General features: G+C 72.4%; 11 protein-coding genes. 6 read left to right on the top strand and 5 right to left on the bottom strand.

Annotated features, from left to right (window positions below; all coding sequences use genetic code 11):
- Positions 1 to 12: 12 nt before the first annotated feature.
- Entirely contained in the window at positions 13 to 1,536 is a 1,524-nt protein-coding gene (locus tag ACZ67T_RS01665; protein WP_469980961.1) for a protein phosphatase 2C domain-containing protein, read from the bottom strand.
- 153 nt (positions 1,537 to 1,689) lie between these two features.
- Positions 1,690 to 5,436 (bottom strand): S8 family peptidase, encoded by a 3,747-nt coding sequence (locus ACZ67T_RS01660; protein ID WP_469980960.1) that lies wholly within the window; start codon positions 5,434 to 5,436, stop codon positions 1,690 to 1,692.
- Positions 5,437 to 5,634: 198 nt separating this feature from the next.
- Between ACZ67T_RS01660 and ACZ67T_RS01655 the strand changes: the two genes are divergently transcribed.
- From ACZ67T_RS01655 to ACZ67T_RS01630, 6 genes are all read left to right on the top strand, one after another.
- Entirely contained in the window at positions 5,635 to 6,723 is a 1,089-nt protein-coding gene (locus tag ACZ67T_RS01655; protein WP_469980958.1) for a winged helix-turn-helix transcriptional regulator, read from the top strand.
- Between the two features lie 85 nt (positions 6,724 to 6,808).
- Positions 6,809 to 7,291 (top strand): DUF456 domain-containing protein, encoded by a 483-nt coding sequence (locus ACZ67T_RS01650; RefSeq protein ID WP_469980956.1) that lies wholly within the window; start codon positions 6,809 to 6,811, stop codon positions 7,289 to 7,291.
- Between the two features lie 153 nt (positions 7,292 to 7,444).
- Positions 7,445 to 9,772, top strand: a complete 2,328-nt coding sequence (locus tag ACZ67T_RS01645; protein WP_469980954.1) for a glycosyl hydrolase family 95 catalytic domain-containing protein — start codon at positions 7,445 to 7,447, stop codon at positions 9,770 to 9,772.
- 176 nt (positions 9,773 to 9,948) lie between these two features.
- Positions 9,949 to 11,643, top strand: coding sequence for an MFS transporter (locus ACZ67T_RS01640; protein WP_469980953.1), 1,695 nt, complete (start codon positions 9,949 to 9,951; stop codon positions 11,641 to 11,643).
- Positions 11,640 to 13,070, top strand: a complete 1,431-nt coding sequence (locus ACZ67T_RS01635; protein ID WP_469980952.1) for an amidase — start codon at positions 11,640 to 11,642, stop codon at positions 13,068 to 13,070. The genes ACZ67T_RS01640 and ACZ67T_RS01635 overlap by 4 nt, the downstream gene beginning before the upstream one ends.
- 76 nt (positions 13,071 to 13,146) lie before the next feature.
- Entirely contained in the window at positions 13,147 to 13,515 is a 369-nt protein-coding gene (locus tag ACZ67T_RS01630; protein WP_469980951.1) for a PPOX class F420-dependent oxidoreductase, read from the top strand.
- A gap of 49 nt (positions 13,516 to 13,564) precedes the next feature.
- Here the strand turns inward: ACZ67T_RS01630 and ACZ67T_RS01625 are convergent, their stop codons facing one another.
- The 3 genes from ACZ67T_RS01625 to rsgA all read right to left on the bottom strand — a co-directional run bounded on the left by ACZ67T_RS01625 (position 13,565) and on the right by rsgA (position 16,679).
- The gene (locus tag ACZ67T_RS01625; RefSeq protein ID WP_469980950.1) at positions 13,565 to 14,056 is read right to left on the bottom strand and encodes a methylated-DNA--[protein]-cysteine S-methyltransferase; all 492 of its coding nucleotides are present in this window, start codon (positions 14,054 to 14,056) and stop codon (positions 13,565 to 13,567) included.
- Positions 14,053 to 15,453, bottom strand: a complete 1,401-nt coding sequence (locus ACZ67T_RS01620) for a DNA-3-methyladenine glycosylase 2 family protein (protein ID WP_469981357.1) — start codon at positions 15,451 to 15,453, stop codon at positions 14,053 to 14,055. The genes ACZ67T_RS01625 and ACZ67T_RS01620 overlap by 4 nt, the downstream gene beginning before the upstream one ends.
- A gap of 122 nt (positions 15,454 to 15,575) precedes the next feature.
- A complete protein-coding gene (gene rsgA, locus ACZ67T_RS01615; RefSeq protein ID WP_469980949.1) occupies positions 15,576 to 16,679 on the bottom strand; it encodes a ribosome small subunit-dependent GTPase A in 1,104 nt (367 codons plus the stop codon).
- Between the last annotated feature and the right edge of the window lie 442 nt (positions 16,680 to 17,121).

Genomic DNA, 17,121 nt, shown 5'->3' with positions numbered 1-17,121 from the left:
CAGCGCGCGGGGTTACGCCTCCCAAACTGCGGCGGCCGTGCGGTCGTCCGCGTATCCCTTGACCCGTACCTGGGTGTCGGCGAGGAAGGCGGTGAGGCCGGGCGGTCCGCTCCCGTTCCAGCGGCGTGTGAGATGCCCGGACAGCTCGGGCTCACCACGCAGGGGCTCGGCGAGGCCCGCCGTGCAGAGCAGGAGTGCGTCACCCGGGCGGGCGACGGAGGCGCGGAATCGGAACGGGTCGCGCGGCTGCTCGGGGGCCGGCTCGTACGGGCTCGGGGGCGTGGTGATCCCGAGGTCCATGGTCAGGCGGTCGCCGTCGGGGGTCTCCGGCGGCGGTGAGCCGTAGCCGACGACGGGGGCGCCCGACACCTCGGAGACCTGCGGCTCGATGTCCTGCCACTCGCCGTCGCGCAGCCGGAACAGGCCGCCTCCGCCGACGCCGAAGAACACGCGGGTGCGGCAGTCGGGGTCCGCGGGCAGCAGGAGGCAGCGCAGGCTCGCCGTGTACTCCTCCGGTTCGAGGCCCTGCTCGGCGGCGCTGGCCCTGAGCTTGCCGAGGCTGCGGTCGGTCAGGCGGTGCAGGCCCGACTTGAGGTCGCCCCGGTGGGCGGCGCGGATGTCCTCGGCGAGACGGGCGTGGCTGCGGCCGACGGCGCGGCCGATCCAGTCGCAGGCCTCGGCCGCCGCGCGGTGCGCTCCGGGTGCGGCGCGGGCGCCGGTGGCCATGGCGACCAGGATCAGCGCGCCGGGCCCCGTGCCGAACCGGGCGGTGAGCAGGCAGTCGCGGCGGGGCTCGCCCCGGTAGCGCGCGGAGTCGCCGCGCACGGACACCGCGCGCAGGGTGGATCTCCCGTATCTGGCGCCGTCGAGGACGGTGTCGGCGACGAGGTCGAAGAGGGTGTCGGGGTCGGCGGGCGGGAGCGCGGTGGGCTCGGCGTCGTAGGTGGGCGGGCCGTCGCCCACGTAGGGGACCACGAGGGGTGTGGGGCGGGGCTCGGGTTCGCCGGCGACGGGCGCGTCCTGGCCGGGGGGGACGTCGGGGGCCGCGTCTGCGGCGGGCGCGTCGGCGTCGGCGGTGCGGAGGTCCGGCGCGGCTGCGGGAGGGGGTGGCGGTGGTGATGACCGGTGGCCGGGCGGCGGTGGCCCGGGCGGGAAATTCTGGGGGCGCCCCGGGGCGTGTGCCGGAGGTTCCCAGGGGGCGCGCGGGGTGCCCGGATCCGGCGGCGGGTCCACGGGTGGGGCAGGCGCGGGCAGCGGTGGTGAGGGTGGCGGTGGTGATGGTGGCGGTGGCACCCTCCGCTGTTCCGGGACGGGCGCCTGTTCCGGGACGGGCGCGCGCTCCGGGACCGGCACCCGCTCATCGGCCGGATCGGGCCCCGGCGGCGAGACCGTCCCCGATGCCGAGGCGAAGCGGTCGTCGAGGGTGTCCGGGGCCGGGGTCGGACCCGTGTCGTCGGTGGAGTCGTCGTACAACTGCCCCCACCAGTCGTCGCCTTGACCGTGTCGGCCGGAGTGCCTCTCCCCCTGCTGGCTCATGCCCCTATTGTCCACCTCACGGGCCGTACGAAAACGGGACACTCGAAAACGACCAGAAATGGCCCGAAAAGACCAGGATCGACGCGAAAAAGGTCCGCCGGACGACCCCACCCCCCACGGGAAGGACGCCCGGCGGACCGCCTCGTTCGGTGATCAGCGCACGTCGTAGGCGCGCGTCACCGTCTGTTCGACCGAGTTGCCCTTGGAATCGGTCAGTTGGGCCTTCAGGGTGACCTGCTTGCCGGATGCACCCGCGTGGTTCACGGTCGCGCTCCACTTGCCGCCGCTCTCGGCCGTCTTCGCCTCGGTCCAGGTCGCGCCGCCGTCGTACGAGTACGCGAGGGCCACCTTGGTGAGGTCACCGGGCGCGTATCCGGCGTGCCCGGTCGCGGTCAGGCCGATCCGCTGACCGTCCTGCGCGGCGAGGGTCTTGAGACCGTCCTCGGGCAGGGTCAGGTGCGGGAAGAGCAGCGGGATGCCCTGCGAGTAGACGTTCTCCTCGAGGTGCGAGCGGAACGACCACGTGGTGAGGGTCCCGGTGGAGCGGTTCCAGACCTTGGAGCCGATCTTGTGGGTTTCCAGGGTGAGCTCGTACGCGGAGTCGTCGGCCGGGACGGTGAACACTCCGGACGGCCAGCCGCTGGAGCCGATCAGCTCGCCGTCACGCTTGAGCGACATCCCGCCGATGTCTCCGAAACTGCCCTGGATCCCCTGGTGTCCGGCGTCTCCCCAGAAGCCGGGCGCGACACCGATGAGGTTGCCCTGGCGCTCGGCGGCGAGCACCTGCTGCCCGCCGTCGTCGAGCGGGCTCGTCGGCGCGAGGACGCCGCCGTACCACTCCTCGGTGCGCTGCTCGCCCTTCTGGTACGTCCGCACGGGGTCGATCATGAACTCGCCCCACGGGAAGCTGCTGGAGACCTGATGGCCCCAGCCGGTGGTGCCCGCCGAGTAATACTCGGTGCGCTGCGAGGGCGCGGCGACGGTGTCGAGGTCGCCGTTGTACGCGACGAGACCGGAGGGCCGGGCGGCGGAGGGCAGGTCGAGGTAGTCGGTGGCCGTGCCCATCGCGCGGTAGGTGGCCTTGTTCGCGGCGAGGTCCTTGTCGTGGACCCGGTAGGTGCGGTCCGAGCCGATGGGGCCGGTCTCCGGGAAGGCCAGGTTGTAGAGGTACGGGCTCTTCGCCGTGGCCTTCCAGCGCAGCGTGACCTCGCCGGAGGCGAGCTTGCCGAGCAGGGCCGTGGCCTCGTCGGTGGGCAGGCCGAGGACGGGCAGGGCACCGCCCACGTAGCCGGTGGACGGGTACCAGCGGCCCGCTGCCTCGCGGTAGCCGATGACCGCGACGGCCCCGGCGGCCCTGGCGTTCGACGCGACCGCGGAGGCGGCTCCGGTGTCCGGCAGCTTCACGAGCGCGATCTTGCCCTTGACCCCGGCGGCCGTCAGATCCTCGGGCGTGCCGGCCTTGGCGTCGACGATCTGCGCCTGTCCGGTGCCGTCCAGGTTGTTGGAGCTGGTGTTGGCGGTCACCGGGTGCAGCTTCTGCCCGCCGACGACGGCGAGTTCGGAGATCTGCGGGGCCGATGCGCGCCAGAAGCTGTCGAACTCGAAGGTGCCGTCGGTGGCGCGGCCCTCGACGTCGGCGTAGTAGCCCTTGATGCTCCGGCCGCCCGCCGCGGTGCCCGCGTGCAGCCAGGTGTCGTCCCAGCTGCGCGCGAACCCGAGGGTGGCGCCCCGCACTTCGGACGCCTTGTCGGTCTCCACGCTCAGCCGGCCGGCCTTGCGCGCGTCGAGGACGACGGTGGTGTCCTTCTTGACGTCGAGCTGCGGGCGGGCCAGGTAGGAAAGGGAGTTGATGAGGGTGCCCTCGTTGTCGGGCGTGGCGACGAAGCTGGAGAGGAAGTAGCGGCCCGGACGCACCTGGTACGTCTGGTCGGCGGCGCCCTCGTTGAAGCGGCGCTCACCGCTGGCGTCGTCGGTGCCGATCAGGTCGACGGACGACTGCCCGGCGGCGGGCTTGCCGGCGCGGTCGACGAGCTTGACGCGCAGGGTGACCGTCTCGGGCTGCACATACAGCGAGAAGGGCGTGGAGACGCCTACGCCGTCAGCGGTGGCGAGCACGCGGCCGGTGACGTCGCCGTACTGGGCGGCTTCGAGCGAGGCCGTGGGGTCGATCTTCAGGGGGACCTCGACGGTCGCCCCCGCCGGGACGGTGACCGTGCGCTCGCCGAGCCTCGCGACCGAGGAGCGGACGGCGGAGCCGTCGTTGCCGGTGACGCCCTTGACGGTCAGGCTCAACCGCACCGGCTTGTCAGTGGTGTTGGTGTAGGGCACGTCGACGGTGGTGCGGTCGCTGCTGTCCTGCGGCCAGTTGAAACTGCCGCCCTGGACGGCGCTCGCGCCGAGCACCTTCTCGTCGATCGCGGCCTTCACGTCGAGGCGCCCGCCACCGGTCTCGCGCACGTCGCCCGGGATGTCCGCGTCCGCGGAGGACACGAGGGCCGCCTTGATCTGCTGGGCGCTCCAGTCGGGGTGGCGCTGCTTGACGATGGCGGCGGCGCCCGCGACGTGCGGGGTCGCCATCGACGTACCGCTCATGGACTGGTACGCGTAGATGCCCCGGCCGCCCGCGGCGGCGGCCGAGATGGCGACGCCGGGCGCGGTGATCTCGGGCTTGAGGGTGTGCGAGCCGTAGGCGGGGCCGCGGCTGGAGAAGTTCGCGGTGGAGTCGTCGCCGTCGACGGCGCCGACGGTCAGGACGCTCGGGGCGCAGCCGGGCGAGGAGACCGTGTTGTTCGCCGGGCCGGTGTTGCCCGCCGCGATGACGAAGAGGGTGTTCTTCGAGGACTGCGCGAGTTCCTCGGTGGCGGTGGCCATCGGGTCGGTGCAGTCGGTCTGCGCGGGGTTGCCGAGGCTCATGGAGACGACGTCGGCGCCCTGGTCGACGGCCCACTGCATACCGGCGATGATCCACGAAGTGGCGCCGGAGCCCGAGTCGTTGAGGACCTTGCCGTTGAGGAGCGTGGTGCCGGGGGCGACGCCGCGCTGCTTGCCGTCGCTCGCCGCGCCGGTACCGCCGACGGTGGACGTGGTGTGGGTGCCGTGGCCCTGGTGGTCGTCCGCGTCGTCGGAGTCGGTGAAGTTCTTCGACTCGGCGACGCGCCCCTTGAGGTCGGGGTGGTCGGTGTCGACACCGGTGTCGAGGACGGCGACCTTGGTGCCCTTGCCGTCGTAGCCCGCGGCCCACGCCTCGGGGGCGTGCACCTGCTTCGTCGACCGGTCGAGGCTGGCCTGCATCTTCTCGTCGAGCCAGAGCTTCTTGAGGGAGCCGGCGGCACGGGAGCGGGGGTTGGTGACGTCCGCCCAGAAGTCGGCGGCCTTCTTCTTGTCGGCCTTCAGCGCCACACCGTCGACGGGGTCGAGCACGAGGCCGCGCTCGGCGCCGCGCGGGGCGGCGGGCGCGCTGCGTGCGACGTCGACGGACTTGTCGTAGACCGCGATGAGCGGCAGCGACTTGCTGTGCGCGTCGTCGTAGCCCTGGCGGACGAGGCCCGTGACGTTGAAGAGCTCCTCGTCGACACGGCCGTCGGCGATCGCCGTGACGGCGCCCGCCGGGTAGACGTAGAGGTCCTTGCCCGACGTCCGCGTCTGCACGAGCGGGGCGGTGCCGTCCTCGCCGGGGAGCGCGGTCGCCGCGCTGCGGCCCGAGCCGTCCTTGGTCACGAGGATCCGGTCGCCCGTGACGAGGGTGACGACGGAGCCCGCCCCCTCCTTCGCGGCGGCCTCGCTGCCGACGAGCGGTCTCTCGGCGTCCCCCCGTGGCTCGGCCACGGTAGGCAGGGCCGCGGTGACGGCCAGGACGACGGCGGTCGCCGCCACCGAGGCCGTACGCGATATCGCGCGCATCGCTCTCCCTCTCCCCAGGTGAAAGCGCAGGTAAATACGGCGCAAAGGCCCTATTCCCGGCGGATGTTGGTGCTGCGGTGGCGCCACATTGGCAGAGAGAGCGGTGGTACGGGGAAGATGGGGCGCGGCGGGTTTGCGCCGTGGCCGTTTCCCGCCACGGTGCCGCCGGAACCGAGGCTCGGGGAGGGGCATCGCCGCATGCTGGGTGCGATAGGTCTGGACGAGATGCACGAGAGCGCCTACCGCGCGCTCGTGTCGCTGGGCGCGGCCGACGTGCCCGATCTCGCGGGGCGGCTCGCCCTCGCCGAGTACGAGACCGAGCACGCGCTGCGCAGGCTGGAGCGGCACGGGCTCGCTGCACAGTCGTCCGCGCGGCCGGGGCGCTGGGTCGCGGCTCCGCCGGGCGTCGCGCTCGGCGCGCTCCTGACGCAGCAGCGGCACGAGCTGGAGAAGGCGGAGCTGGCGGCGGCGCTGCTCGCGGAGGAGTACCGCGCGCAGGCCGCCGAGCCCGCCGTGCACGATCTGGTCGAGGTCGTCACGGGCGCGGCGGCGGTCTCGCAGCGGTTCCTCCAGCTGCAGCTGGGTGCGGCGGACGAGGTGTGCGCGCTGGTCACCGGCAATCCGGTCGTCGTCTCGGGGATGGACAACGAGGCGGAGGAGCAGGCCAGCGGCCGGGGCGTCGCGTACCGGGTCGTGGTGGAGCGCGAGGTGCTGTCGATGCCGACGGGGCTGACCGAGCTGTCGGCCGCGATCGGGCGGGACGAGCAGGTACGGGTCGTGGACCGGGTGCCGACGAAGCTGGTCATCGCCGACGGGGCGCTGGCGATGGTGCCGCTGACCTCGCGCACGGCGGAGCCGGCGGCCCTCGTCGTCCACGCGAGCGGACTCCTGGAGTCACTGTCCGGCCTGTTCGAGGCGGTCTGGCGGGACGCACTGCCGCTTCGGCTCGGCGAGAGCAGTCGCGCGATCACGGAGCAGGAGCCGGACGGCCCCGACGGCACGGACCTGGAGATCCTCTCCCTTCTTCTGGCCGGACTCACGGACGCGAGCGTCGCCAAGCAGCTCGACCTGGGCCTTCGCACGGTCCAGCGGCGGGTGAAGCGCCTGATGGAACTGGCCGGGGTGACGACGCGGCTCCAGCTGGGGTGGCACGCGTACGAGCGGGGCTGGGTGTCACGGGACGTGCCGGGGCTGGACCGAAGCGGGGAGCGGACTCAGGAGCGGGCCCAGGACCGGATTCAGGAGCGGATTCAGGAGCGGGCCGGGGAGCACGTCGCGGAGGGCTGAATTCCGCGGCTGGAAGCCATCGGTGGTGGCGGAGCGTGAAGCTCTGCGATCTGCACGTTCCCCTGTTGTCCGGCACTCTTGGCAGATGGGCGCCTGGGAACTCCTGCTGGTGGGAGTGGTGATGCTGCTCGGCCTGTGCGGGGTGCTCGTGCCCGGGGTGCCGGGGTCGTGGCTCGTGTGGGCCGGGGCCCTCGTCTGGTCGCTCCAGGACCCGAACGGGCTGGCCTGGGGTGTTCTGGTCGGAGCCACGGCCGTCCTGCTCGCCGCCCAGGTGCTTCGCTGGCAGCTTCCGCCGCGCCGGCTGCGCGAGAGCGGCGCCACCCGCCGCACCGCGATATGGGCGGGGACCGGAGCCCTGGTGGGTTTCTGCGTGATCCCGGTGATCGGGTCGATCCCGGGGTTCATCGGAGGTATCTACCTCTGCGAGCGGCTGCGTCTGGGCCGGCACGGCGACGCCGTCGCCTCGACCCGGACCGCGATGCGCGCCGGCGGCTCAAGCATCCTGGTCGAACTCTTCGCCTGCCTGCTCATCGTGGGCGCCTGGATCGGGGCTGTGATCTGGGGCTAGACGCTCCGGTTCACATATACGTACAGCATCCACGTAGTGCGAGTCACATCGGATCTCTCCCGGCATATTGACGAGCTCTCGTCACATCTCTAGCTTTCCGCGAGGGATAGCTCCGATGAATCGACGTCAGCTTCGACACGTGGAGGCCGCGCCATGCCAAGACCGTCCAGAAGGACCGTGCTCGCCACCGGTTCCACCCTCGCCGGGGCCGCGCTGGCGGGCGGGCTGCCGTCACAGGCCACTGCCGCCACCCCCGGCGCGACCCCCGCCGCAGCCGCGAGCGCTCCCTCCGAGGACGCCTGGCGCACCGTCCTCGACGACGCCGACCTCGTCTGGCAGAAGATGCCGAAGACCTGGTACGAGGGCCCGTATCTGGGCAACGGCCTCCTCGGCTCCGGGATCTACCAGGAGCCGGGGAAGAACGCGATCCGCTTCAACGTCCAGCACTCCGAGGTCCAGGACCACCGCCCGGAGTTCGGCTCCCTGTTCGGTCTGGCGCGGCTGCCCATCGGCTACTTCACGCTGGAACCCGTCGGCGCCATCACCGGCCTCGACTGGCGCCTGCGCCTGCGCGACGCGGAGCTGACCGGCACCCTCACCACCGACAAGGGCACGCTCACGATCCGCGCCCAGGTCACCAACGGGCTCTCCGTCCTCGCCGTCGAGGTCACCCCGTCCGAGGGCGAGCGCGGCTTCGCGTGGGTCTTCCACCCCGCCCGGTCGATCAGCCCGCGCGCCGCGTTCCAGCCGATCCCGGCCGGCTACGAGGGCAACCCGCCCGCCGAGTCCGGTGAGTACGACGGCGTCTCCGCCTCCGTCCAGCCGCTCCTGTCGGGCGGCCAGTACGTCACCGCCTGGCGCGAGCGCACCCGTGGCGAGCGGCGGACGCTGTACGTGAACGTGGCGCACTCCTTCCCGAAGTCCACCGCCCGCGACCGGGCCGTCTCGACGGTGCGGGCCGCGGCCGTGCTCCCCTACGACGCCCTCGCCGCGACGCATCGCGCCTGGTGGCACGCGTACTACCGGAAAAGCTTCCTGTCCGTCCCCGACGCGCGCATCCAGCGCTTCTACTGGATCCAGCTCTACAAGACGGCGTCCGCCGCCCGCCGGGACACGCCCGTGATGGCGACCAGCGGCCCCTGGCTCGAGCCGACGCCGTGGCCCGCGACCTGGTGGAACCTCAACGTGCAGCTGGAGTACTGGCTGATCCACGGCTCGAACCACCTCGAACTCGACGCCGTCACAAGGGCGTTGGGCGAGTTCCGGGACAACCTCACCGCCGAGATGGCCGCCCCGTACCGCGCCGACTCGCTCGGCATCCCGCGCACCACGGACATGCACCTCGTCAACGGCGGCGCGACGAGCAACGCGCAGGGCTACGGCGTCGGCATCCCCGGCCAGGACACTCCGACGCCCGAGGTCGGCAACCTCACCTGGGCCCTGCACAACGTGTGGCTGAGCTACCGGCACACCATGGACGAGAAGATCCTGCGCGACGTCCTCTTCCCCCTGCTGCGCAAGGCGATCAACTACTACCTGCACTTCCTGGAGCCGGGGGCAGACGGCAAGCTGCACCTGCCCGCGACCTTCTCGCCCGAGTACGGCGGCAACACCCGCGACTGCAACTACGACCTGATGCTTCTGACGTGGGGCTGCCGCACCCTGCTGGATTCGGCCGAACTCCTCGGCATCGACGACGAGTTGGCGCCGCGCTGGCGAGAGGTCCTCGCCAGGCGCACGCCGTACCCCACCGACGCCAACGGGTTCATGATCGGCGCGGACATCCCCTTCGCGAAGTCGCACCGCCACTACTCGCACATGCTCGCGGTGTACCCGCTGTACGAGCTGACCGGCCGCACACCCGACGAACTCGCCCTGATCGAGAAGTCGCTGGCCCACTGGGTCGGCTTCGAAGGGGCGCTCCAGGGCTATACGTTCACGGGCGCGGCCTCGATGTCGGCGCTGCTCGGCAAGGGCGAGGACGCGCTGAAGTACCTGGGCGAGCTGATGTCCCGCTTCATCCAGGCCAACACCATGTACAAGGAGTCCGGCCCGGTCATCGAGACGCCGCTGTCGGCCGCGCAGTCCCTGCACGACATGGTGTGCCAGTCCTGGGGCGGCCTGATCCGTGTCTTCCCGGCCCTGCCCGCCGCGTGGAAGGACCTCTCCGTCCACAACTTCCGTACGCAGGGCGCCTTTCTGCTGAGCGCGGTGCGCGAGGGCGGCACGACGCGCTGGGTGCGGCTGGTGAGCGAGGCGGGCGCGCCGTGCGTGGTGCGGCACGGCATCGCGGGCGCGGTCGACGTACGCGACGGCCGGGGCAGGCCGCTCCGCCACGAGGACGCGGGCGACGGCGCGATCCGGATCACCCTGCGCAAGGGTGACTCGGCGCTCGTCACGGCGCAGGGCGACCGCCCCGACCTGAGCGTCGGGCCGGTCACGGCGAACGCACCGGCGGAGCGCTGGGGACTGCCCGCCTGACACCGACGCGTATCCCCCGCCCGGGTCTGCCCGCCTCCCGGCAGGCCCGGGCCGCACGCTGCCGTCAGTAACGAGATCACAAACCCTTGCCCTACCCCTAGGAGATACCGACTGGACGGTATTAGCCTCCCCGACCATGCACGCGCTGGCGTGTGTCTCGACAGCAGGGAGGCATGATGTCGGTTTCGTCACCGGCGGACACGGCGCGGCGCGCCGGCCGGCCGTTCCCCTCACCCCTGAGCCGCCTCGGCGGCAGACGGCTCGACCACTACCCCGAAAGTGGTCCCCGCTACTGGTACCTGGGCATCGTCGTGCTCGCCACGATCGTTCTCTACTACCAGCTGTACATCCAGTACGCGGTGTCGACAGCCATCATCAGCCACTACCACATGACGTTCCTGTACTTCGTCTACATATCGGTGGCCGCCAACGCGGTGGGCGCCTTCTCGTCCCTGGTGGCCGGTCTCGCCGACCGCTGGGGCCGGGCGAACATCGTGGTCTACGGCCTGCTGGTGGTCGGCCTGCTCACCACGTTCGCCCTGCCCAACGCGCCGGGCAAGGTGAGCTATCTGCTCGTCTACACGGCCGTGTCACTCGTCGAGGGGATGATCCTGGTCGCCACCCCGGCACTCATCAGGGACTTCTCTCCGCAGCTCGGCCGGGCCTCGGCGATGGGCTACTGGACGATGGGGCCGATCATCGGCAGCCTCGTCGTCACCGCCGTCACCTCCCGCACCTTCAGCGGCTCCACCACCTGGCAGGACGAGATCCGCTTCGCGGGCATCAGCGGCCTCGTCATGTTCGCCGTCGCCCTGTTCGGACTGCGCGAGCTGGCCCCGGCGCTGCGCGACCAGATCATGGTGACCCTGCGCGACCGCGCGCTGATCGAGGCACGGGCCAAGGGGATGGACACCGAGACGGCGCTGGGCGGTCAGTGGCGCCAGCTGCTCCGCCTCGACGTCATCGGGTCCGCCGTCGCCATCAGCGTCTACCTCCTGCTGTACTTCGCCGCCGTCGGCAACTTCGTGCTCTACTTCGCCACCACCTTCGGGTACACCCCGCAGCGCGCCAACGCCCTGCTGAACTGGTACTGGGGAGCGAACGCGATCTCGCTGGTCCTGGCCGGCCTGTTCTCCGACCGCCTGCGCGTGCGCAAGCCCTTCATGCTGCTCGGCGCGCTCGGGTCCATAGGCTTCACGCTGGCGTTCACCCTGCACGCCACCCAACCGCACACCGGCTACTACACGTTCGCGTTCATCGTGGCGGGCATCGGCGTCACCAGCGGTATCGCGTACTCGCCGTGGATGGCGAGCTTCACGGAGACGGTCGAGCGGCACAACCCGGCGGCCACCGCCACGGGTCTCGCCGTGTGGGGCTGGATCATCCGGATCACCGTCGCCCTGTCCGCCGCCTTCGTGCCTCTCGTGGTGAGCACGGTGACTCCGCTCATCGAGCACGGCGCGGAGGTCAAGGCCGCGTCGGTACAGGCGGCCCCGGCCCTCGCCATCACGAAGGCCCACCCGAAGCTCTTCGCCGAACTCGGCTCCTACGCACCGGACAAGGTGCCCGCCCCGCTGCTCGCCCAGGCGCGGAAGGAGGTCGGCGCCGAAGGGCTCAAGACCGTGCAGAAGGCGGCGCCGCAACTGAAAATCCTGCGCGAGCACGGGCCCGAGGTGCAGCGGGCGAGCGCGGACAACGCGCACGCGTGGCAGACCTGGTGGTGGGTGTGCCTCGGCGGGCAGGTGCTGTTCCTGCCGTTCATCTTCGTGATGACCGGCAGGTGGCGGCCGCGCGACGCCCGCCGCGACGTCGAGGAGCACGAGGAGCTGGTGGCCCGGCAGGTCGCCGAACTGAAGGAGAGCACCGCATGACCGCGCCGACTCGGCTGCACGCACTCGGCGCGCTCGAACAGGCGGCCGCCGTCCGCAAGGGCGAGGTCGGCCCGGTGGAACTCGTACGGCATCACCTGGACCGGGTGGAGCGCCACGACGAGCAGTTCGGCGCCTTCGTGACGGTGACGGCCGACGCCGCTCTGGCCGAGGCGGCGGCCGCGCAGGAGCGGCGCGCGGACGGGGACCTGCCGCCGCTGTTCGGCGTGCCGACGGCCGTCAAAGACCTGGCAGACACGGCCGGCGTGCGCACGACGTACGGGTCCAAGGCCTTCGGCAGCCATGTCCCGGAGGCCGACGCCTACAGCGTGACCCGGCTGCGCGAGGCCGGCACGATCAGCCTCGGCAAGACCAACACCCCTGAATTCGGCTGCTGTTGCTACACCGACAACGATGTGGCGGGTCCCGCCCGCAATCCGTGGGACCCGGCCCTGTCCGCCGGAGGATCCAGCGGCGGGGCGGCGGTGGCCGTGGCGCTCGGCCTCGTACCGGTCGCCCATGCCAGCGACGGGGGCGGCTCCATCCGGATCCCGGCGAGCATCTGCGGCCTGTTCGGCATCAAGCCGTCGCGGGGCCGGGTCAGTTCGGGTCCCGGCGGGATCGAGGTCAACGGCCTGTCCGTGCAAGGGCCGTTGGCGCGCAGTGTGCGTGACGCGGCGGCGCTGCTCGACGCGCTGGCGGGGCCCGAGCGGGGCGACCCGCACTGGGCGCCGCCGCTCCCGCCGGGCGAGACGTTCCTCTCGTATGCCGAGCGCTCCCCCGGGCGGCTGCGCATCGGCCGGTACGCGCGGCCCGCCGCCGACGGCGTGACGGTGAACCCGGTATGCCTGGCGGCCTGGGAGCACGCCTCGCAGCTGCTCGAGGACCTCGGGCACATCGTGGAGGACATCCCGACGCCGTTCGGTCCCGAGATCAGCGGCCACTTCGTGACGGCGTGGGGAGTGCAGTCGCTCGGACACACCCTCGACGCCGGGGCGGAGGAGCTGCTGCGGCCGGTGACCCGGGCCTGGCGCGAGTTCGGCCGTGGCATCAGCGGCGAGCAGCTCGCGGCGGCGATCACCGGGATGCAGCGCGCCGCACGCCGTGCGGTACGGGCGACGTCCGGCTACGACGCCGTGCTCACCCCGACGCTTGCCACGCTGCCGCAACCGCTCGCGTTCTTCGACGAGTCCGGCGACCCGCTCGACAACCTGCGCCGGCAGAGCGCGTTCAGCGCCTTCACCAGCCCGTACAACATGACGGGCCAGCCGGCGGTCAACGTCCCGCTGTACTGGACTCCGCAGGGCGGCATCCCCGTGGGTGTCTCCCTGGTGGGCCGCCCCGCCGACGAGGCCACCCTGATCGCCCTGAGCGCGCAACTGGAGGAGGCGCACCCCTGGCACGACAGGTACGCACGCCTCCTCGCCTGACCTGCGCCACGCATACGGCCCCGGTCCTAGGGCCGGGGTCCGATGCATGGCGCAGGCGACCGTGTTTGGCTGAGGTATGACCGAATTCAGCGAGACCGAACTCGACTACCTGCGCTCCCAGCGCCTCGGCCGGCTCGCCACGGTGGACCCCAAGGGCCAGCCTCAGGCGAACCCGGTGGGGTTCTTCCTGCAGGACGACGGCACGATCCTGGTCGGCGGGCTGGCGCTCGGGAAGACGAAGAAGTGGCGCAATCTCCAGGCGAACCCGAAGGTCGCGCTGGTCGTCGACGACATCCTCAGCGTCACGCCGTGGAAGGTGCGGGGCGTCGACATCAGAGGCGAGGCGGAACTCCTCACCGGCCCGCACCACCTGGGCGCGCACTTCAGCGAGGAGCTCATCCGGATCCACCCGCACAAGATCCACAGCTGGGGGCTCGACGCCTAGGGTCTCGCGTTCGGATCGGGCGAGCCCGGCATGATCCGGACGAATGACCCTAGTGGTCCTGGAGGACTCCCTCCAGGACCAGCAGCTTCTGCTTGCGCTCCAGGCCGCCCGCGTACCCGGTGAGGGAGCCGTCCGCGCCGATCACGCGGTGGCAGGGGCGGACGATGAGGAGCGGGTTCGCCCCGATCGCGCCGCCGATGGCGCGGACCGCGGCGCGTGACGCGCCGATGCTCGCGGCGACGGCGCCGTACGTGGTGGTCGCGCCGTACGGCACGGCGTCGAGCGCCGCCCACACCTTCTCGCGGAATTCGGTCCCTTCCGTGCTGAACTCCAGCTGGAATTCCTTGAGTTCACCCCTGAAGTAGGCGGCGAGCTGCGTCTCGGCGGCGGCGAAGCGCTCGGGTGCGCGCCGCCACCCGGGCTGCACCGTGCGGCCCCCCTTCTGCCCGGGCACGGACAGGGAGGTGAGGGCGCCCGACTCGTCGCCGGTGAGCAGGAGTTCACCGATGGGGCTGTCGAGCACGGTGTAGTAGGTGGTCATGACTGCTGCTCCAACTGTCGCTGTGTCCAGAGGTGTTGCTGTGCGTACGCGCGCCAGGGGCGCCAGGTGTCCGGTGCGGGTTCCTGGCCCGGCTCTTCGGGGAGGGCCACGTCCGGGTCGGCCAGGGACCGCATGCGGATGAGGGCGGCGGTGCGGGTGTCGACGCCGGGCAGAGCGCGCAGCGCGGCCTCGGCGTCGTCGCGGTCGGCGCCCGGGTCCAGGCGCAGGGCGCCGTCGGCGAGGGCCGTGGCCAGCACGCCGACAGGTCCCGGCTCCCCGGCGAGGTCGTCGGGTGAGGGGAAGACGTGGGTGAGGGTGCCGCAGGGCGCGTCGACGGCCTTCGCGTAGCGCTCCACGAGCCGCGCCGCCTCCTCCCGCCCCGCGAGCACCCGTACGGCCAGCTCGTCGGGGTCGGCGGCGCCCGGTGCGCGCAGGCCGGGCCGCGCGGCGACGAGCGGCGCGAGGCGCGGGTCGGCGCCGAGGCGCTCGTCGATCGCGTACGGGTCGCTGTCCAGGTCGAACAGGCGCCGCAGGCGTCCCACGGCCGTCGTGAGATCGCGCAGGTCCGTGAGGTGGATGCGGGCGTCGAGCCAGCCGCCGTGGTGCGCGGCGCGGCTCGCGGGCGTGGACCTGGTGCGCTCGTCGACGGAGACGACGCCGGTGCCGTACGGCAGGCGCAGGGTGCGGCGGTAGGTGCGGGTGCCGGGGGTGCCGGTCATCTCCTCGACGCCGTCGAGCGCCTCGCGCGCGAGGGTGTCGAAGAGGGGGCGGGCCTGGTAGGGCCCGCGATGGGCGAGGCGCAGGGGGATACCGGCCGCCGTGGCGGTGGCGCGCGTGGCGGGGGCCTCGGCGCGCAGCTGCGTGGGCGTACGGGCGTAGACCGCGCGGATCGTGTCGTTGAACTGGCGCACGCTCGCGAAGCCCGCGGCGAACGCGATCTCCGTGATCGGCAGGCCGGTCGTCTGGAGCAGGACGCGCGCGGTGTGGGCGCGCTGGGCGCGGGCCAGGGCGACCGGTCCGGCGCCCACCTCGGCGGTGAGCTGGCGCTGCACCTGGCGGGCGCTGTACCCGAGGCGCACGGCGAGCCCGGCGACGCCCTCGCGGTCGACGACACCGTCACCGATCATGCGCATGGCGCGGCCCACCACGTCGGCGCGTACGTTCCAGTCGGCCGAGCCCGGCACGGCGTCGGGGCGGCAGCGCCGGCAGGCGCGGAAACCGGATCCCTGTGCCGCGGCGGCGGTGGCGTAGTAGCGGACGTTCTTCCGCCTGGGGGTGACCGCGGGGCAGCTGGGGCGGCAGTAGATGCCGGTCGTCTCGACGGCGAAGAAGAACTCCCCGTCGAAGCGCGCGTCACGGCTGCGCACCGCTTCGTACCGCGTGTCCTCATCGATCATCACGCCCTCCAGTGTGCGCCTGCGCGGCGCCGGGGGCTGGCGGGATTCGGACAGGGCACTGCCCGGGGAGTGCCGCGGCCCCCGCGCCCCGTACGGGAGGGCGGGGGCCGCGCGGGGCCGCCTCAGCCGAGGCGTCCCCGCTTCGCCTCCATCGCGGCGCGGCCCTGGGCACCGCGCATCTTCCAGACGCGCCGCATCTCGTCCCGCAGGCGGGCGTCGGTGCGGGCGGCGAGCCGCCGGTTCTCGCGCAGCAGCTTGCGGTAGCTGTCGAGGCGGCGCGGGGGCAGCGTCCCGTCGTCGAGTGCGGCCAGCACGGCGCAGCCCGGCTCGGCGTCGTGGGCGCAGTCATGGAACCTGCACCCCTCGGCCAGGGCCTCGATCTCCGAGAAGACCTGCCCGACGCCGGACTCCGCGTCGAAGAGCCCGACGCCACGCAGCCCGGGGGTGTCGATCAGGACCCCGCCGGTCGGCAGGACCAGCAGGTTCCGGGTGGTCGTGGTGTGCCGGCCCTTGCCGTCGACGTCGCGTACGGCGTGCACGTCCATGACGTCGGCGCCGAGCAGGGCGTTGGCGAGCGTCGACTTGCCCGCTCCGGACTGGCCGAGCAGCACGGACGTCCCGTCGAGGAGCGCGCCGAGCACGTCGATGCCCTGTCCCTCCTCCGCGCTGACCGCGAGGACGTCCACGCCGGGCGCCGCCGTCTCCACGTCGGAGACGAGGTGCGCGACGGTCGCGGCGTCCGGTACGAGGTCGGCCTTGGTGAGGACGACGACGGGCTGGGCGCCGGACTCCCACGCCAGGGCGAGGAACCGCTCGATACGGCCGAGGTCGAGCTCCGCGGCGAGCGATACGGCGATCACCGCGTGGTCGACGTTGGCCGCGAGGATCTGGCCCTCCGACCGCTTCGACGAGGTCGACCGCACGAAGGACGTACGGCGCGGCAGATACGTGCGGACGTAGCGGGGATCGCCGCCGTCCGGGTCGACGACCGCCCAGTCGCCGGTGCAGAGGACCCGCAGCGGGTCGTGCGGGGTGACGAACTCCGTGTCGGCACGCACGGGTCCTTCGGGGGTGACGAGGTCGCACTGGCCGCGGTCGACGCGGACCACGCGGCCGGGCACGAAGCCCTGCGCGGCGTACGGGGCGAACGCGACGGCCCAGTCGTCGTCCCAGCCGAAGTCGGCGAGGGGATGCCGGGAAGTCTCGGTGGAGAAAGGGGAGTTCAAGGGGTGACCCTTCACAAGGGTGGCCCCGGCGCGCGCTCGTCGGCGCGAGAGAGTGGTTGGTCAGCCGGTGGCCACGGAGGTGGGATGAACGGGCTTGTGGACGCGGGCGGCGCCCTGCGTGACGGCATTCATCGAAGTCCACCTCCTGGCTTCTCGTGTGTGCGCACACCACTGCGTGGCGGGCGTCGCCGAGCGTACGGGAGGGGACGCCCCGCGCGCCATGGATTAATTCCGGCGGGCCGCCCGGACCACGGCCGCGGTGCGGGCCGGTGGGATCGGAACAGCCCTCTTCCAGTGCTTCCCGCGAGTATTTACCGACCAGTAATGTTGCCGGCGACAGGCTCCCGATCCTCCCTGGAGGCCCCGTGCCCCGATCACCTGCCGGACCCGACCCCGACTCCGGTTCCCGCTCCGGCCCAGCGCCCTGTTCCGAGCCCCGTTC

The sequence above is a fragment of the Streptomyces sp. NPDC107517 genome (genome assembly GCF_055582645.1).
The sequence above is the reverse complement of the archived record's forward strand: the minus strand, read 5'-3'. Positions and strand labels throughout refer to the sequence as shown.